Origin of the sequence: Mesorhizobium neociceri (assembly GCF_013520985.1) — a bacterium.
Lineage (GTDB): Bacteria > Pseudomonadota > Alphaproteobacteria > Rhizobiales > Rhizobiaceae > Mesorhizobium > Mesorhizobium neociceri.
Genome location: NZ_JACDTY010000003.1, coordinates 212,795 through 230,204, shown reverse-complemented (window position 1 = coordinate 230,204; position 17,410 = coordinate 212,795). Strand labels below are relative to the sequence as shown.

Genomic DNA, 17,410 nt, shown 5'->3' with positions numbered 1-17,410 from the left:
GCTCTAGGCTGAAAACACTGTGCGGCCCGCCACCAGTGTTTGCAAGACCTTGCCTTGCAGCCGTGCGCCTTCGAAACAGGTGTTTTTCGAGCGCGAACGAATGCCGCTTTCGCTGACGATCCAGGGTTCGTCGAGGTCGACGACCGCAAGGTCGGCCGGCGCGCCCGGCTTCAACGAGCCGCCCGGCAAGCCGAACAGTTTCGCCGGCGCGGTGGACAGCGTCTCGATCAGCCTCAGCAATGGCAAATCGCCATTGTGATAGAGCCGCAGTGCTGCGCCCAGCAGAGTCTCCAGCCCGATAGCGCCGGCAGCCGCATCGGCGAAGGGCAGGCGCTTGGTGTCGACATCCTGCGGGTCGTGCGAGGAGACGATGATGTCGATCGTGCCGTCCTTGACCGCCTCGATCATCGCCAGCCGATCCTCTTCGGCGCGCAAAGGGGGCGTCAGCCGGAAGAAGGTACGGTATTCCCCGACATCGTTCTCGTTGAGCGACAGATTGTGGATCGCAACGCCTGCGGTGACATTGGCCTGGTCGGCTTTCGCCCGCGTCACCGCTTGCGCGGCCATTTCTGTCGAGATCTTGGCCGCATGGTAGGCGCCGCGCGTCAGCCGCGCCAGCGCCAGGTCGCGCTCCAGCGGGATGGACTCGGCCTCGCGCGGAATGCCGGCAAGGCCGAGCCAGCTGGCATAGAGGCCTTCATTCATGACGCCGGCCGAGGCGAGGTCGCCATCCTGCGTCTCATGCGCGATGACGCCACCGAAATCGCGGGCGTAGGTCAGTGCCCGGCGCATCACCAGCGCGCTGGATATTGTGTGGCGGCCGTCGGTGAAGGCAACAGCGCCGGCTTCGCGCAGCAGGCCGAACTCGGTCATCTCGCGGCCGGCAAGACCCTTGGTTATCGCCGCCGCCGGGAAGATGTTGACGATTGCCGTGTCCCGCGCGGTGCGCAGCACGAATTCGACCAGCGCGACATTGTCGATCACCGGATCGGTGTCGGGCATCATGACGATAGAGGTGACGCCGCCGGCCGCCGCCGCAACGCTTGCCGATGCGATCGTCTCGCGATGTTCGCCGCCGGGCTCGCCGATGAAGACCCTCGCGTCGATGAGGCCGGGAATGACCGCCTTGCCGGCGCAGTCGACGACGGTGGCGCCCGCCGGCACGCCCTGGTTCAGGGCAGCCTTGCCGGCAGCAACGATTTTCCTGCCCTCGACAATGACGGTGCCGACTTCATCGATGCCGCGTGATGGGTCGACGATGCGGGCGCGCTCAAAGACCGTCGTGCTCATGCGCTCCGGCCCTCGTTGCGGCGCGGATCGAGCAGCGCTTCCATCACCGCCATGCGCACGGCCACGCCCATCTCGACCTGTTCCTGGATGACGCTTTGCGGGCCATCGGCGATTTCAGAGGCGATTTCGACGCCGCGGTTCATCGGCCCGGGATGCATGACCAGCGCGCCTTCCTTGGCCGCCTTCAGCTTTTCCGCATCGAGGCCGAAATAGCGGAAATATTCGCGCACCGAAGGCACGAAGGCGCCTTCCATGCGCTCGCGCTGCAGGCGCAGCATCATCACCACATCGGCGCCCTTCAGCCCTTCGGCCATCGAGCGCGAGACGATGACGCCCATTTTCTCGATGCCGGACGGCAAAAGCGTCGACGGCGCAACGACCCGCACCTGCGCGCCAAGCGCGTTCAGAAGCATGATGTTCGAGCGGGCGACGCGCGAATGCAGGATGTCGCCGCAGATCGCCACGATCAGCTTCGACAGCGGTCCCTTGGCACGGCGGATGGTCAGCGCGTCAAGCAGCGCCTGCGTCGGGTGCTCATGCGCGCCGTCGCCGGCGTTCACCACCGAGCAGCCGACCTTCTGCGCCAGAAGGGCAGCCGCGCCTGCCGACTGGTGGCGGATGATCAATATGTCGGGACGCATGGCGTTCAGCGTCATCGCCGTATCGATCAGCGTTTCGCCCTTCTTCACCGAAGAACTCGCCACCGACATGTTCATGACGTCGGCGCCAAGCCGTTTACCGGCGAGTTCGAACGATGATTGCGTACGGGTCGAGGCTTCGTAAAAGAGGTTGATTTGAGTGCGGCCACGCAGCGTCGAGGTCTTTTTCTCGGACTGCCGCGAAATGGCTACGGCGCGATCGGCCCGGTCGAGCAAAAGCTCGATATCGGCGGGGGAAAGATCGCGGATGCCCAGAAGATGGCGATGAGGATAAAGCGGCAGGGACGAAGCGTCGGTCATCTCAAGGCGCTGCTATAGGGGGGAGAATTCCTTGCCGCAAGCGCCAGCTTGGGATTGCGGCCTTTCTCCCCGGTATTTTCGTCGCGCGCGCCGGCCGGCTTGGGCTATATCTAGCCGATGGCTTCGGATTCGAAGCCTTTGTAGCGATAAGGCCATTCTACCTTCAGAAGGACAGTGCGTGACCGACGACGTGACCAACCAGCCGCCGCCGCTGACGGGCGGCAACGCCTGGCGGGGCGATCCGTTGCTGATCCAGCTCGCCGAGCGTTTTTCCGATCCGGTGCGCAAGGATCTCGACGGGCTTGGCCGATTCGTCCTGACGCAGGAGGCACAGGAATTGGCGCGCCTGGCCAATGTCGAGACGCCGAAGCTCAGGACACATGACCGCCAGGGCCGGCGCATCGACCAGGTCGAATTCCACCCGGCCTATCACGCGCTGATGCGCCGCTCGATCGCCGGCGGGCTGCATTCCTCGATCTGGGAGAATGGCGACAACGAGATCGGCCGCCGCCATCAGGTGCGCGCTGCGCGTTTCTATCTGACTGCCGAACTCGAGACGGGGCATCTGTGCCCTATCACCATGACCAGCGCATCGCTGGCCGCCCTGATGGCCAGTCCAAAACTGTTTCGCGAATGGGCGCCGCGCGTGACGACGCGCAAATACGACCAGAGCCAGAAGCCGCCGGTCGAAAAGACCGGGCTGACGCTCGGCATGGGCATGACCGAAAAGCAGGGCGGCACCGACGTGCGCGCCAACACCACACGGGCCGAGCGTGCCGGCAGCGGCTTTTATCGCCTGACCGGCCACAAATGGTTCATGTCGGCGCCGATGTCGGACGCTTTTCTGGTGCTCGGACAGGCGCCGGAAGGGCTTTCCTGCTTTCTCGTTCCGCGCATCCTCGGCGACGGTTCCGGCAACGGCTTCCGCTTCCAGCGGCTGAAGGACAAGCTCGGCAATCGCTCCAACGCCTCCTCGGAGGTCGAGTTCGTCAATGCCATCGGCGAGATGGTCGGTGAGCCCGGCGCCGGCGTGAAGACGATCATGGACATGGTTACGCTGACCCGGCTCGACTGCGCCGTCGCCTCGTCGGCGATCATGCGCGCCGGGCTGGCCGAGGCCGTCCATCATACCCGCCACCGCCAGGTGTTCGGCTCAACGCTGATCGAGCAGCCATTGATGCAGCGCGTGCTGGCCGACATGGCGCTCGATGTCGCCGCCGCCACAGCACTCTCGTTCCGCCTTGCGCGCTCCTTCGACGAGGCGGCCAGTGATCGCGGCGAGGCGGCCTTTGCCCGCGCCATGACCCCGGTGGTGAAGTACTGGGTGTGCAAGATCGCGCCGCCGCTGCTCTATGAGGCGATGGAATGCCTCGGCGGCAATGGCTATGTCGAGGAGGCGCCGCTCGCCCGCTACTATCGCGAAGCCCCGGTCAACGCGATCTGGGAAGGGTCGGGCAATGTCATGGCGCTCGACGTGCTGCGCGTGCTTGGCCGCGCGCCCGGCCTGTTCGAGGAGGTGCTGGCCGGCATCGACCGCGATCTCGGCGCCGGCGGACGCGGCACCATCGGCGTGCTGAAGGCCGCCATGCAGGTCGCAGGCACCGATGAGGGATCAGCCCGTCTGCTCACCGAACAGCTGGCGCTGTCGGCGGCGGCGGCGGAATTGCGACGGCTGGGGGCAGGGCGGATCGCCGATGCCTTTGTCGAGACGCGGCTCGCCGGCCAGTGGCGCAACACCTACGGCATGCTCGATTCGCGCCATGACGCGCGCATGATCATCGACACGCTCTATCCGCCGGTGAACTGAGGCCGGCTGCTCAGCCTATCACCACGAATTTACCGCAGCCTGTGGATGGACGTTAACCTTAACAAATGGTTTCCATTGCAGCGGCAGGCCGCAAGGCCCACTGTCTTTGTCACCAAAGCAGGAATGCCATGCGGCCCATTTTGACCTCTTTTCTGGCCTTGCACTGGGCGGTGGTTTTCGCCCTGCTAGCGTTCATCTGCATGGATGGAAACCGCGGCGTTGCAGGCGCTCTGGGGGTACTTGGCGTCGTCATGGAAAACACCCGTCTGGTCGATCTCGACAATGCTGCCGTCGTGGCACCGCTGGCCATTGCGTTGCTGGTCGTCGCGGTGTTGTTTTGCTGGGTCTTCGTCGAGAGTTTGGTTAACGCCGCAGCGAGCCCGGACGGAGCCGACAGTGTGGCGCGGACCGCCTTTATTTCCGCATCCGCCGTCCTGTCGCTCATCCTGATCGGCGGCGCCGCGCAGGGCATCAACGGCCTGTTTATGGTTGTCGCCGTGCAACTGGCGGCACTTCTGGCCTCCTACGTCGCCATGCTTGCCGAGCGGAGATCGGTTTTCGCCGGCGCGGTTTCGCGGGAGGCCGAGAGCCGCGCCACGGCGCATGCGATGGCACAAGGCGCCGCGCACGGATCCTTGCTGTCGCGTATTTCCGGCCGACCCGACATTGGTCCAAGAGATGGCGGTCCCAGAGATGGTGGCCCCAGAGATGGTGGCCACAGAGGCGGCTCCAGCCGCAGGGACGGTCACTGATGCGTACGCTGTTCGCATTGTGGGCCGCCCCACTCGCTCTTTTCTGGGGCTGGTTCTTCCTGTCGCTCAACGACATCAATTTCGGCTACGTCATGCTCAGCCGGCAACTGCACGATGTCGTGTTCCAGCTCTACGGCCAGATGCTGGGCATCGATCCGGCGATCATTCCGGGTATGGTGGCAAGGGCTTGCGTCTTTGACGGCTTCCTGCTGATGGCGCTGTGGGCTTTCCGCCGCCGACGCAACATCATGGCCTGGATCAGGCGAAAGGTGGGGAATCCGGTTCCGGCCGATCGGATGAGCCAAGCGACTGGAGCCGGTCCAGAACTCCCTGCAGAATAAAGGCCGCCGCCGCCGAATCGATCTTGCCGGCGCGCTTTCGGCGCGAGAAATCCATCTCGATCAGTGTCCGCTCGGCTGCGACCGTCGACAGCCGCTCGTCCCACAGCACAAAGGGCAGGTCGGTCATCCCAGCCATGTTGCGCACGAAGGCGCGGGATTTCTGAGCGCGCGGACCTTCCGACCCGTCCATATTGATGGGCAGGCCGAGCACAAACGCGCCGATATTGTCCTTCTGCAATTGGGCAAGCAGCGCTGCCGCATCCAGCGAAAATTTCTTGCGCAGGATCACCGGGCGCGGATGGGCGAAGGACAGGCCGCGGTCGGAAACAGCGACGCCGATCGTCTTGTCACCGAGGTCGAGCCCGGCCAGCGTCCTGCCGCCTTCCAAGCGTGCCGGCAGATCCTCGATTGCTATGATGCCCAAGGGCTTTCCCCAAACCAGTTTTACCGTGACCCAGTCTTACCGTCACAACGAGCGTGACACGTTCTTTTGAACCGCGAGCATACTATGTCACTTTAATTTCGCAGCCGGCGTTCTATCTTCCGGCGCAACCAAAATCGAGGAACACGATTGATGAAATTGACCTGGTACGGACATTCGGCCTTTCGCATCGAGACATCAGGCGCGACCATCCTGATCGACCCCTATCTGATCGGCAATCCGTCATGGACTGGCGGCTGGGAAGGCCCCGCGGAAGGCGTCACCCATGTCTTGCTGACCCACGGCCATAGTGATCACATTAGCGGCGCGGTCGAGGTGCTGAAGAAGAGCGGTGCCCAGCTGGTCGCCAATTTCGAGATCTGCATGTACCTGGTCGGCAAGGGCGTCGACGGCAACAAGATCAATCCCGGCAATCTCGGCGGCACCGTCGATTGCGGCACTTTCACCGCCACCTTCGTCCAGGCGCTGCATTCCTCGTCGTTCGGCCTCGATGGTGGCCAGAACGTCTATCTCGGCAATCCCGGCGGACTAGTCCTGCATTTCCCGGAGGACAAGACGCTCTACCATATGGGCGACACCGACATCTTCTCTGACATGGCGCTGATCAACGAATTGCATGAGCCGAAGATCGGCATCGTGCCGGTCGGCGACCGCTTCACCATGGGCGGGGCGGTGGCGGCCCTCGCCTGCCGGCGCTTCTTCCATTTCGACACGGTCGTGCCCTGTCACTTCGGCACCTTCCCGATCATCGATCCGACGGCGGAAAAGTTCGTCGCCGGCCTCGAAGGATCTGACGTCGACGTGGCCTTGCCAGCAATCGGCCAAACGATCACACTATAGAGCGATCGTTTGGACGATCCCTTGTCGCAAAAGGGAATGAAACCATGGCCTTGAGAAGGACTCTTTGCGTTTCGATGCTGGTTGCGGCGTCACCCGCATCGGCCGCGGAGGACTTCATCAAGGGCGTCTATTTCCAAACCCAGGAGCTTTGTGCGCAAGCCAAAAAGGACACGTTGCAGACCCTGATCGACGCCGGCAATGTCATCTTGTCGGCGGACGGCCTGCAAAGCGTCGAGTACAATTGCGAGTTCGTCCAGGTCACCAAGGCGACGCGCTCGCCGAGCTGGGCGGTCACCGCCATCTGCCAGGAGCCGGGCTTTCTCTTTCCCGACGTGCTGTCGATCACGCAGATGAACGCGACGCAAATCGACATCGTCTCGGTGCGCCCGACCGCCGACGAAGGCGAGCAGGCCGGCAATGGCGGCAGCTATTACCTCTGCGACGGCGTGTCCCTGCCTTAGAGCAATATAAGAGGCTGAAATTGCTGCCGACGGCATGATGCACCGCACACATCTGCGTGCTAGCGTGGCCCCATGGGGATGCTGAAACGGGTGAGATCGCTTCTGCGGGAAGAGCAGCCGGTGTTCCGGAAGCTCGAACTGCATGTCGCGCATGGCTGCAACCTGGCCTGCGAAAGCTGTTCGCACTATTCCAACCATGCCCATTCCGGCACGGTGTCGCTTGAGGATGCCGACCGCTGGATGGGATTGTGGAGCCGGCACGTCTCGGTCACCCGGTTTTCCTTGCTTGGCGGCGAGCCCACCATCCATCCGCAATTGCCGCAATTTGTCGGTCTGGTGCGGCGACATTGGCCGCATACCCAGATCGAGATCGTCTCGAACGGCTTCTTCCTGCACCGCCACCCGACACTGCCGGTCGTCCTTGCGGCGGACCCGGACGCGCGCCTTGTGATCTCCGTGCATCACGATTCCGAGGAGTACCGGGACAGGTTGAAACCGGTCTTCGCGCTTCTGGAACAATGGCGCCAAGAACACGGTTTCGTCGCCAAGGTGCGTCCGGCGCACAAGAACTGGACCCGGCGTTACGAAGGTTTTGGCGACACCATGCTGCCATTCGAGGATGGCGACCCGCGTGCCAGCTGGGAGGCCTGTCCGGCCCGCCACTGCAAGCAGCTCCTCGATGGGCGCATCTGGAAATGCGCTGCATTGGCTTATTTGCCGATGCAGAAGGCAAAATACCGCCTTGCCGACAAATGGGATCGCTATCTCGCCTATCAGCCGCTCGACCCGGATTGCTCGCGCGCCGAACTTGACGCTTTCGCCGTCCTCGAGGACGAAGCTGCGTGCGGCATGTGCCCGGCCAAGGAGCGCCTATTCGAATTGCCGCTTCCGCTGCGCATGCCGAAGGCCCGGGCGGCCACCGCAGCGCAGCCCTGAGCACGATCCATGCCGGTTGCGGCATCACCCGAGTCGGCTGCCGAGGACCGCATCAAGGGCGTTTATCGTCGGCCCAAGTCCGGCAACACCGGCAGCTATTACCCGTACGACGGCGTCAATTTGCCTTGATTGTCGATGATCGTCTCAGAATGCAGACAAGGCACGGAGAGCGGCATGAACAAGGCGTCAAAGTTGAGTGCTGTGTTGGCATCAATCTTTTTGAGCCTGTTTTCACTGCCCGACACAGCCACAGCGTGCGCGACTTTTCACGAGCTGGATCTGAATTACATGAGCAATGCGCAGGTGATAGTCCGCGCCAAGATGACGTCCTACGAACCGCTATTCGACCCGGAAATACAGGAGCGGCAGCGCAAGTTTTTCGAAACACTGAGTAGGAATGGCAATCAACAACTGGCGGAGGAGCTATCGGGTCCCTCTGCGAATAGCATTCGTATCAAGTTCAAGGTTGTAGAGACGATTTCCGGTTTTCCCCGATTGGACGATTGGGATGCCAATTGGGTCCATTCGACGTTTGCTATGCCGGAACAATGGTCCGGTCGGGAAGATGTGATCGTTGGTTTGCGCACCGGCAATGATCCTTGGAGATACTCCAGACAACCGCAAACTGGTGATCGATGCGATCTCGGCGCAAAGCCGTAAGCGCGCAAGCTACGTCTTTCAGTAGGATACAGCCTGGCTGAGGCGTCAAATGTTGCCCGATATGTTGCGCGCGCCGCTCTGCGCCGCTATAGCGCGGGCTGGTTTTTCGAAGGTTTCAAAATGTCCGTTGATCTGCAGACAGTGAAGCGCGTTGCGCGTCTCGCCCGCATTGCGGTGAGCGAGGAGGATGCCGAGCGCATGACCGGCGAGCTGAACGCCATTCTGGGCTTTGTCGAGCAACTGAACGAGGTCGATGTCTCCGGCGTCGAGCCGATGACCTCGGTGACGCCGATGGAGATGAAGAAGCGCGAAGACATCGTTACCGACGGCAACAAGGCCGCCGACATCGTCGCCAACGCGCCGGCCACCGACGAGAATTTCTTCCTCGTGCCGAAGGTCGTGGAGTAGCCGGCCGATGGCAATCGAGATCGCCATCGAAACGCCGCTGCAGGACGACGTGCGCACCCTGGTCGAGGAGCTCAACGCGACGCTGCTCGAACTGACGCCGCCGGAGCACTGTTATCACCTGACCGTCGAGCAGATGGCGGGCGAAGACACCACGGTCTTCATCGCCCGCGACGAGGGCCTTGCCATCGGCTGCGGCGCGCTGAAGCGCCATGATGCCAGCGTCGGCGAGGTCAAGCGCATGTACACGCGGCCCTCGTATCGCGGGCGCAAGATCGGCGCGAAAATCGTCGAGCACGTCGAGACGCTGGCGCGTCAAGAAGGATTGAAGCGGCTGGTGCTGGAAACCGGCGATCGCCATCCCGCGGCATGGGCCGTCTATGAGCGCGCGGGCTTCTCACGTTGCGGCCCGGTGCTGGATTATCCCGATTCCGAGTGGTCGGTGTTTTACGAAAAGAGCCTTTGATGAGCGAACTGACCCATCTGACGATTTCGCAGGCCCGCGCCAAGCTGCGCGGCAAGGAGATCACCGCCGCCGAGATCACCGAGGCCTATCTCTCGGCCATCGAGCGCGCCAATCCGTCGCTGAACGCCTATATCGTCGTCACCGGCGACAGAGCGCGCGACATGGCCAAGGCCTCGGATGCCAAGCTGGCGAAAGGCGAGGGCGGTGCGCTGGAAGGCATCCCGCTCGGTATCAAGGACCTGTTCGGCACCGAAGGCGTCCACACCCAGGCCTGCAGTCATGTGCTCGACGGCTTCAAGCCGCGCTACGAATCGACCGTCACCGCCAATCTGTGGGCCGACGGCGCCGTCATGCTTGGCAAGCTCAACATGGACGAGTTCGCCATGGGCTCGTCCAACGAGACCTCCTACTACGGCCCGGTCGTCAACCCGTGGCGGCGCTCGCGCCTCGACACGGTGGTGATGCCGACCACGCATCAGGGCGATGGCGGTTTTGTTTCGGCCGGCGGCACCAAGACCGCGCGCACGCTGGATAATGCCCAGTTGGTGCCCGGCGGCTCGTCGGGCGGCTCGGCTTCGGCCGTCTCGGCCTTCCTGTGCGCCGGTGCCACGGCCACCGACACCGGCGGCTCGATCCGCCAGCCTGCCGCCTTCACCGGCACCGTCGGCATCAAGCCGACCTATGGCCGCTGCTCGCGCTGGGGCATCGTCGCCTTCGCCTCGTCGCTCGACCAGGCCGGTCCGATCGCCCGCGACGTGCGCGACGCCGCGATCCTGCTGAAGTCGATGGCGTCGGTCGATGCCAAGGACACCACCTCGGTCGACCGGGCGGTGCCGGATTACGAGGCGGCGATCGGCAAGCCGATCAAGGGCATGAAGGTCGGCATTCCCAGGGAATACCGCGTCGACGGCATGCCGGAAGAGATCGAGGCATTGTGGCAGAAGGGCATTGCCTGGCTGAAGGATGCCGGCGCCGAGATCGTCGATATTTCGCTGCCGCACACCAAATATGCTTTGCCGGCTTATTATATCGTCGCACCCGCCGAGGCGTCGTCCAACCTCGCGCGCTATGATGGCGTCCGCTACGGCCTGCGCGTGCCGGGCAAGGACATTGTCGACATGTATGAGAAGACCCGCGCCGCCGGTTTCGGCCGCGAGGTCAAGCGCCGCATCATGATCGGCACCTATGTGCTGTCGGCCGGCTACTACGACGCCTACTATCTGCAGGCACAGAAGGTGCGCACTCTGATCAAACGCGACTTCGAGACCGTCTTTGCCGCCGGCGTCGACGTCATCCTGACGCCTGCGACGCCGTCCGCCGCTTTCGGCATCGCCGACGAGGACATGGCCGCCGATCCGGTCAAGATGTATCTCAACGACATTTTCACCGTAACCGTGAACATGGCCGGGCTTCCCGGGATCAGCGTGCCCGCCGGCCTCGACGCCAAGGGCCTGCCGCTCGGGCTGCAGCTGATCGGCCGCCCCTTCGACGAGGAAACGCTGTTCCAGACCGCCAGTGTCATCGAACAGGCGGCGGGCACCTTCCAGCCGGAGAAATGGTGGTAGCATGCTGCCCCCGTCTCGCATTTCCATCGTCGAGACGGAAGACGAACTGCTGATCACGAACCCACCACGCACCTCGGATTTCAGGACAGGCTTTGTGCTGATCGGGGCAGCGATCGTTGCCTACACCGGCTACATGGGATTGACCGACACGTCGCCCGCGACGGTCACCAGCGGCACTCTCGGCCTGCTGTCGTTCGTGGCGGTTATTGCCCTCTTCACCTATTTCCTCGGCAAGGATTTCATCTGGCTGGTGTTCGGCAAGGAAACCCTGCGGCTGACCGAAGCCGCAGCCGTGCGCAACGTCAGGGGTTCTTTGCAAAATCGTTCGTCATTGCCTTTGAAAGGGCATCTTAGGGTCGAAATCCTCGACCATACCTATCCGACGGACGAAGTGGGACTGTCAGAAGTCATGAGCTTGACCAACGCGAATGGCGTCCTTGCTTTCGGCCGGGAGTTGAGCCGTTCCGAGGCGGAAGCTGTGGCAAGTGCGGTCGAGCATTTCATCGGCCGTGAAAATGCGAGCTGGCGATATGGCAGTTTCCCAGCTGATCGGCCGGCCCTTCGACGAGGAAACCTGTTCCAGACCGCCCATGTCACCTAACAGGCGGCCGGTACCTTCCAGCCGGAAAAGTGGTGGTAGACGAAAGTAACTTGAATTCTACCTTGAATAGCGGTTGACTGCCCGTGGGTGGGTTAAGGGCGGTTTCAATATGTCTAACTTTGGCATCGCGGCCTTTTTCTTGGCTAGTTTGCCTATTGGTGGAATGCTCGGTTCGTGGAGTCGCAAGTTTGTGACGACCACCCATAGCAGCAACGTTGTGGTGGATACGAAATTGGATATCCAAGACATACCGCCGAAATTGCATGAAGTTTTCTTAAGAGTAGGTGTGCCGGGTATCGCTGCAGCTTTTGTTGTTCCGCTTTTCTTGTCGGTCGGCCAAAATGAGATAATCTCTCAAATACTTGCTTCTGATGATATTCTTCCAATATTGGACGACATGCTTGTGGTTTTTGGATTCTGTATATTAGCTGGTGCAACGGCGTCAAATTTTATCGATAGTATGGCTGCCCGGGCACTGGAAGTTTCTGACCAAAATCGCAAATCGATTTCAAGTATAAAGCAAGAAAACAACGTACAAAGCGATTTGATTGCAGAGATAATAGAAAACAAAGGCCAGAGAGTGGAGTCTTCCACCGAGAGCCTAAATTACGATCCTAAGATTTTAAACGCAAAAGAAAACTCCGTGATGAGCGCGCTGCGCAATGATGAGTACGTCAGGAGATCGATAACGGGGATATCAAAAGAGACGGCGATAAGCATCCCGGAGCTTCGATCAATTTTGGCCGGACTCGCAAGAAAGGGTTTGGTAAAAGATTATATATCGAATAGGACAGGGTCTATTCTTTATCAAGCAATTTTGTGAGAGTATTTTTTGTTCTTCTATCTTTCCAAGATATTCTGGTTTTTCGTCCAGCCGCTCAATCTGGCGATCTTCCTGCTGCTGGCTGGCTTGCTCGCGGCGCTGTTCGGTCGCCGGCGGTTGGCCGCCACTGGCAGCGTGCTCGCCTTCCTGATACTCGCGCTTTCGGCCTGGACGTCGCTCGGTGCCATGATGCTCAATCCGCTTGAAGAGCGCTTTCCGAGGCCACCGCTGCCGCAAAAGGTCGACGGCATTGTCGTGCTCGGCGGCGGGTTCGAGGGCGCCATCAATCTGGTGCGCGGTGGTTATGAGCTGAATTCCGGCGGAGACCGTATGGTCGAGACCGCAATTCTTGCACGGCGCTTTCCCGACGCGAAGGTGGTTATCTCGGGTGGCACCGGCGAACTGTTCATCGAGGGTGAGGGCGACGCGGCCACCGCGCCACGCCTGCTCGACGCGCTCGGCGTGAGCGCCGATCGTCTGATGCTCGAGAACAAATCCCGCAACACCTATGAGAATGCCGTCTTCACCAGGGAATTGGTGACGCCGAAGCCGGGTGAGACCTGGCTGCTGGTGACCTCCGCCTTCCACATGCCGCGCGCCAAGGCGCTGTTCGACAAGGCCGGCTTTCCGACGGTTCCCTGGCCTGTCGATTATCGCACCTCGGGTACGGAGGGTATTGGCCTGTTCCGCGACAACGCACCCGATTCGCTGCAGACCACGACCATGGCGATCCGCGAATGGATCGGGCTTGCCGCCTATTGGCTGTCAGGCCGGATCGACCAGCTTTTCCCCGGACCGGGCGGCTGACCGATCACTGCTTGCCGCGCCGCCGAGAAGAACTGGCGCCGCACCAGCACCGCCAGAAGCAGCAGCGTCGACAAAACGAACACGATCGGGTCGACGAACCAGCCGAGATAGCCGATCGAGAAGAACACGGCGCGCAGGCCTGAGTTGAAATGCTTGCCGGCCAGCATGTTCATGCGCGCCGCGCGCCACACCGCCGTTTCGCTGACCGGATTGCGCGATGCTTCGCCATGTGGGATCGGCACCGCGCCGATCAGGATCGTGCAATAGTTGAAGAGACGGTAGGCCCAGCCGAACTTGAAGAAGGCGAAGGCCAGGATCAGCACCAGGCCAAAGACCTTGATCTGAAAGGCCGACCGCGACGAGGTCGCGTTTAGCGGCAAGTCGTTCAACACAGCAAGCACCTGGTCCGAGGCGCCGAGCAGTGCAAAGCAGCCGCCGAGCGCAATCAGCGAACTGGAGGCGAAAAAGGCAGTGCCTTGCTGCAGGCCGCTCATGATGGCGGTATCGACGATGCGGATCTCGCGCTCGGCCATGGTGCGCATCCAGGCCTCGCGCTGTACGTTCATCGCCATCGTCAGCGACACCCGGCTGACCAGTCGGCCGTCGGACGCCAGCGTATGCAGCACCCATGCGAGGAGGAAGAAGGCCAGCGCCGCGAGATCGGCCGTCGAAAGATGGAAGGAATCGCCCATGCCCCCTTTTATCACAGGCAACGCGGTCAGTTCGACGGTTGGCTCAGGCCGGCAAAGGCGCGGCGGTTTCCATCTGCAACGCCTCGACGACGCTGTCAGTCCTGGTGATCCATCCGAAGGCGTGTTCGAAATTCCACAGCGTCGACTGGCGGTTGAAGTCGGGGCCCGAATGGTTCATCGCGTCCTCGACCAGGATCGGCCAGAATTCCAGCATGTAGGCGTCACGCGCGGTTGCATCTACGCAGACGTTGGTGGCGACGCCGGTGAACAGCAGATTTCGGATTTTGCGGGCGCGCAGGTACGATTCCAGGCCAGTGTTGCCAAAACCGCTATAGCGCGATTTGCGGATGATTTGGTCGCCCGGCTCGGGCTTCAGCGCGTCGACGATCTGCCAGTCCCAGCTGTTGTCGATCAACAGTTTGCCGGCAAGTTCCGGACGCTCGCGCATCATGACCATCCCCAGTTCCTTGTGATGGTTCGGGGACGAGGCGTCTCCCGCATCGCTGAGATCGGGCTTGTACGACATCTGCAGGTAAATGACGCTGACGCCAGCCACGCGTGCCGCCTTGAGCAAGCGCCTGTTGGCGTCGATTGCCGGTGCGGCGCCGGATATGTCGAAGCCAGCGAGGTCGAACATGCCGCCTTTTGATGCAAAGGCGTTCTGCATGTCCACCACGACGACGGCGGTCTCGGCAGGCGCGATGCGCACCGGCTGCGGCCTGGCATTCAACGTAAGCACGGCTCTCTCCCTCGGCAGACGAGAAACGAACGCTGCGGGCGCACCCCGGGGCGCACTGTTCAGGATAGCCGCGCCGTCATGGTCGAGCAATCAATGTCGCTGCCGGAGCAAACAAGGTCGGCGGGTGCAGCGCCGCGTTTGTCAAAACAGCACAAACATCTTGGAAAGTCCTATATGTAGGTCTTGATCCCATTCTCGGAGACGGCGCAGCGTGTTCCTTTCGGTTTTCGACCTGTTCAAGATCGGCATCGGACCGTCGAGTTCGCACACGATGGGGCCGATGACAGCGGCGCGGCGGTTTCTCGACGAGATCGCCGGAGATGACTGGCCACGCCCGGCAGGCGTCAAGGTCGATCGCATTGCCGCCAGCCTGCATGGCTCGCTCGCCTATACCGGCATCGGCCACGGCTCCGATCGCGCCGTTGTCCTCGGCCTTGCCGGCCTGACGCCGCAGACGGTCGATCCCGATCAGGCTGACGGCATCGCCACGCGCATCGCGGCCGACAAGCGGATTTCGCCGCCTGGCCATCCCTCCTACCGCTTCGATCCGGCAACGGATCTGGTGCTCGACCGCAAGACACCGCTCACCGGCCACGCCAACGGTATGGCGTTTTACGCCTATGATGCCGGCGACCGGCTGCTGCTCAAACGCATCTATTATTCGATCGGCGGCGGCTTCGTCGTGTCCGAGGAAGAGCTGCAGCGGATGAAGGTGAAGGGTTCGGTGACCACCGAAGGCAAGAAAGTGCCTTATCCCTTCAAGAACGCCGTCGAGATGCTGAAGATGGCCGGCAAAAGCGGTCTGTCGATTGCCGACATGAAGCGCGTCAACGAGGAGTCGCATATGTCGCGCGAGGAGCTCGACAGCGGCCTCGACGCCATCTGGGGCGCCATGAAGGGTTGCATCGACCGCGGCCTGTCGCAGGACGGCATCATGCCGGGCGGCTTGAAAGTGCGCCGCCGTGCCCGCATGCTGCACGACAAGCTGCAGGAACAGTGGCAGCAGAACAAGCCCAACCCGTTGCTCGCCAATGACTGGCTGTCGATCTACGCCATGGCGGTGAACGAAGAAAATGCCGCCGGCGGCCGCGTCGTCACCGCACCGACCAATGGCGCTGCGGGCACGCTGCCGGCGGTGCTACGCTACTGGCTGCATTTCCACCCCGAGGCCGACCAGCCGAGCATCCGCGACTTCCTGCTGACCGCCGCCGCCGTCGGCGGCATCATCAAGACCAACGCCTCGATCTCCGGCGCCGAAGTCGGCTGCCAGGGCGAGGTCGGTTCGGCCTCGGCGATGGCCGCGGCCGGCCTCTGCGCCGTCATGGGCGGCACGCCCGAGCAGGTCGAAAACGCCGCCGAGATCGCGCTCGAACACCATCTCGGCATGACTTGCGATCCCGTCGGCGGCCTGGTTCAGGTGCCCTGCATCGAGCGCAATGCGCTCGGCGCCGTCAAGGCGGTGACCGCCGCATCGCTCGCCATCAAAGGCGACGGCATCCACTTCGTGCCGCTCGACGCGGCGATCGAAACCATGCGCCAGACCGGCCTCGACATGAACGAGAAGTACAAGGAAACCAGCCTGGGCGGGCTGGCCGTCAATGTCGTCGAGTGTTGAAGGGGCACAGCCCATTTTTCCATTGAAGCCTTGCGAAATGATACCATTTAATGGTACTAGATTGGCATGAAGCGCAAGCACCAAGCGACGCTGGTCCAGATTTTCGCGCGCCCCGTAAGCGGCACAATCCGATGGTCGGAAATTGAGGCTCTGTTCGTGGCCTTGGGTGCCGAGGTGAGTGAGCGCGAAGGATCACGCGTCGGTGTGTTTCTGTTCGGGGAGATTCGTGTCTTTCATCGACCACATCCAACACCGGACACGGACAAAGGTGCAGTGTCGAGCATCAGGAAATGGCTGGAAAGCCATGGAGTGAGACCATGAAAAACATCATAGAGATCGACGGTCACAAGGCGCTGGTGTCTTTCGATCCGGAGATCGAAATGCTCAGGGGCGAATTTCTGGGGCTGGCCGGGGGCGCGGATTTCTACGCCAAGGACGTCCAGCAACTCCATGTGGAGGGTGCGAAATCCCTGGAGGTGTTCCTCACCCTGTGCAGGGAGAAGAACATCGAGCCTTTCCGTGAATTCTCCGGCCGCTTCAATCTGAGGCTAGAACCCAGTGTGCATGAAGCGGCTGCGACCGCAGCGGCGGCGGAGGACAAGAGCCTCAACGAATGGGTTGCGGAAGCCATCAAAACAGCCGCTCAAGCTTCCTGAGCTGACGGGCTCTGCCTGTGCAAAACCTTCCAAAGCGTTGAAGGCTCGGCGTGCAGCCGCTAGATTGCCGCCATGGCACTCAATCTCCTAAAACTGTGCGTCGGTTGCGACAGCGTCGAGGATCTCGAAGAGTGGATCGCCTTTCGCCTCGATGAACGACGCCGCGCCGGCGAGCCGGCCGAACACTGGCACACGACCCGCATGGTGCCGACGCGCGGCGCCGAAGTCACCGATGGCGGCTCGCTCTATTGGGTGATCAAGGGCAGCGTCCAGTGCCGCCAGCTGATCACCGAAATCCGCCCCTTCACCGACGATGAAGGCATCGGCCGTTGCCGCCTGATGCTCGGCCTCGAAGTCGTGCGCACCGACTGGCAACCACGCCGTGCCTTCCAGGGCTGGCGTTACCTGAAACCATCGGATGCGCCGGCCGATATCGGCAAGAGTAAAGCCGGACTGGTCGAGATGCCGCCGAAACTGAAGCGTGAGCTCGCCGATCTCGGTCTGCTCTAGCGCCAGCGCCGGCATCCGCCTCACACCGCTGTCCCGGTCTCTG

At 62.0% G+C, this 17,410-nt stretch carries 22 protein-coding genes; 17 read left to right on the top strand and 5 right to left on the bottom strand.

Annotated elements, in window-relative coordinates; all coding sequences use genetic code 11:
- Nucleotides 1-3 precede the first annotated feature (3 nt).
- Nucleotides 4-1,290: a dihydroorotase gene (locus tag H0241_RS09060; protein WP_181057089.1), complete on the bottom strand. Its 1,287-nt coding sequence runs from the start codon at nt 1,288-1,290 to the stop codon at nt 4-6.
- Entirely contained in the window at nt 1,287-2,249 is a 963-nt protein-coding gene (locus H0241_RS09055; protein WP_181057088.1) for an aspartate carbamoyltransferase catalytic subunit, read from the bottom strand. Before H0241_RS09055 ends, H0241_RS09060 begins: the two co-directional genes overlap by 4 nt.
- Before the next feature lie 178 nt (nt 2,250-2,427).
- Here H0241_RS09055 and H0241_RS09050 point away from each other — a divergent pair, with 178 nt between their 5' ends.
- The 3 genes from H0241_RS09050 to H0241_RS09040 all read left to right on the top strand — a co-directional run bounded on the left by H0241_RS09050 (nt 2,428) and on the right by H0241_RS09040 (nt 5,149).
- Nucleotides 2,428-4,056 (top strand): DNA alkylation response protein, encoded by a 1,629-nt coding sequence (locus H0241_RS09050; RefSeq protein WP_181057087.1) that lies wholly within the window; start codon nt 2,428-2,430, stop codon nt 4,054-4,056.
- Between the two features lie 128 nt (nt 4,057-4,184).
- Nucleotides 4,185-4,808, top strand: a complete 624-nt coding sequence (locus tag H0241_RS09045) for a hypothetical protein (protein ID WP_181057086.1) — start codon at nt 4,185-4,187, stop codon at nt 4,806-4,808.
- A complete protein-coding gene (locus H0241_RS09040; protein ID WP_181057085.1) occupies nt 4,808-5,149 on the top strand; it encodes a DUF6105 family protein in 342 nt (113 codons plus the stop codon). Before H0241_RS09045 ends, H0241_RS09040 begins: the two co-directional genes overlap by 1 nt.
- On the opposite strand, the gene ruvX is transcribed toward H0241_RS09040, so the two are convergent.
- Nucleotides 5,067-5,573, bottom strand: coding sequence for a Holliday junction resolvase RuvX (gene ruvX, locus H0241_RS09035; RefSeq protein ID WP_181057084.1), 507 nt, complete (start codon nt 5,571-5,573; stop codon nt 5,067-5,069). The genes H0241_RS09040 and ruvX overlap by 83 nt on opposite strands.
- A gap of 150 nt (nt 5,574-5,723) precedes the next feature.
- Between ruvX and H0241_RS09030 the strand changes: the two genes are divergently transcribed.
- The 10 genes from H0241_RS09030 to H0241_RS08985 all read left to right on the top strand — a co-directional run bounded on the left by H0241_RS09030 (nt 5,724) and on the right by H0241_RS08985 (nt 13,155).
- Nucleotides 5,724-6,431: a metal-dependent hydrolase gene (locus H0241_RS09030; protein WP_181057083.1), complete on the top strand. Its 708-nt coding sequence runs from the start codon at nt 5,724-5,726 to the stop codon at nt 6,429-6,431.
- 44 nt (nt 6,432-6,475) lie between these two features.
- The gene (locus H0241_RS09025; protein WP_181057082.1) at nt 6,476-6,892 is read left to right on the top strand and encodes a hypothetical protein; all 417 of its coding nucleotides are present in this window, start codon (nt 6,476-6,478) and stop codon (nt 6,890-6,892) included.
- 90 nt (nt 6,893-6,982) lie between these two features.
- Complete coding sequence (locus H0241_RS09020) at nt 6,983-7,828, top strand: radical SAM protein (protein ID WP_328824642.1); 846 nt, start codon at nt 6,983-6,985, stop codon at nt 7,826-7,828.
- Nucleotides 7,829-8,002: 174 nt separating this feature from the next.
- A complete protein-coding gene (locus H0241_RS09015) occupies nt 8,003-8,488 on the top strand; it encodes a hypothetical protein (RefSeq protein WP_181057081.1) in 486 nt (161 codons plus the stop codon).
- Between the two features lie 120 nt (nt 8,489-8,608).
- Complete coding sequence (gene gatC / locus H0241_RS09010; protein WP_181057080.1) at nt 8,609-8,896, top strand: Asp-tRNA(Asn)/Glu-tRNA(Gln) amidotransferase subunit GatC; 288 nt, start codon at nt 8,609-8,611, stop codon at nt 8,894-8,896.
- A gap of 7 nt (nt 8,897-8,903) precedes the next feature.
- Complete coding sequence (locus H0241_RS09005; RefSeq protein ID WP_181057079.1) at nt 8,904-9,359, top strand: GNAT family N-acetyltransferase; 456 nt, start codon at nt 8,904-8,906, stop codon at nt 9,357-9,359.
- Nucleotides 9,359-10,924: an amidase gene (locus H0241_RS09000; protein WP_181057078.1), complete on the top strand. Its 1,566-nt coding sequence runs from the start codon at nt 9,359-9,361 to the stop codon at nt 10,922-10,924. The genes H0241_RS09005 and H0241_RS09000 overlap by 1 nt, the downstream gene beginning before the upstream one ends.
- A gap of 94 nt (nt 10,925-11,018) precedes the next feature.
- On the top strand, nt 11,019-11,525 hold the full coding sequence (locus tag H0241_RS08995; RefSeq protein ID WP_328824641.1) for a hypothetical protein: 507 nt from the start codon (nt 11,019-11,021) through the stop codon (nt 11,523-11,525).
- Between the two features lie 109 nt (nt 11,526-11,634).
- Entirely contained in the window at nt 11,635-12,348 is a 714-nt protein-coding gene (locus H0241_RS08990; protein ID WP_181057077.1) for a YEATS-associated helix-containing protein, read from the top strand.
- Between the two features lie 9 nt (nt 12,349-12,357).
- Nucleotides 12,358-13,155 carry a YdcF family protein gene (locus H0241_RS08985; protein ID WP_181057076.1) on the top strand — a complete coding sequence of 266 codons (798 nt, stop codon included), beginning with the start codon at nt 12,358-12,360 and terminating at the stop codon, nt 13,153-13,155.
- On the opposite strand, the gene H0241_RS08980 is transcribed toward H0241_RS08985, so the two are convergent.
- Together H0241_RS08980 and H0241_RS08975 are read right to left on the bottom strand one after the other, a co-directional pair.
- Nucleotides 13,104-13,847 (bottom strand): DUF599 domain-containing protein, encoded by a 744-nt coding sequence (locus H0241_RS08980; RefSeq protein ID WP_181057075.1) that lies wholly within the window; start codon nt 13,845-13,847, stop codon nt 13,104-13,106. The two genes, H0241_RS08985 and H0241_RS08980, sit on opposite strands and share 52 nt — an antisense overlap.
- 43 nt (nt 13,848-13,890) lie before the next feature.
- On the bottom strand, nt 13,891-14,586 hold the full coding sequence (locus tag H0241_RS08975; RefSeq protein ID WP_181057074.1) for a cysteine hydrolase family protein: 696 nt from the start codon (nt 14,584-14,586) through the stop codon (nt 13,891-13,893).
- Between the two features lie 211 nt (nt 14,587-14,797).
- On the opposite strand from H0241_RS08975, the gene H0241_RS08970 reads away from it, so the two are divergent.
- The 4 genes from H0241_RS08970 (at nt 14,798) to H0241_RS08955 (ending at nt 17,367) form a co-directional block, all read left to right on the top strand.
- Nucleotides 14,798-16,201, top strand: a complete 1,404-nt coding sequence (locus H0241_RS08970) for an L-serine ammonia-lyase (RefSeq protein ID WP_181057073.1) — start codon at nt 14,798-14,800, stop codon at nt 16,199-16,201.
- Nucleotides 16,202-16,267: 66 nt separating this feature from the next.
- Complete coding sequence (locus H0241_RS08965; RefSeq protein ID WP_181057072.1) at nt 16,268-16,522, top strand: type II toxin-antitoxin system HicA family toxin; 255 nt, start codon at nt 16,268-16,270, stop codon at nt 16,520-16,522.
- On the top strand, nt 16,492-16,857 hold the full coding sequence (locus tag H0241_RS35595; protein WP_235984192.1) for a type II toxin-antitoxin system HicB family antitoxin: 366 nt from the start codon (nt 16,492-16,494) through the stop codon (nt 16,855-16,857). Before H0241_RS08965 ends, H0241_RS35595 begins: the two co-directional genes overlap by 31 nt.
- Before the next feature lie 72 nt (nt 16,858-16,929).
- Complete coding sequence (locus H0241_RS08955) at nt 16,930-17,367, top strand: DUF1489 family protein (protein WP_181057071.1); 438 nt, start codon at nt 16,930-16,932, stop codon at nt 17,365-17,367.
- Nucleotides 17,368-17,410: the final 43 nt, after the last annotated feature.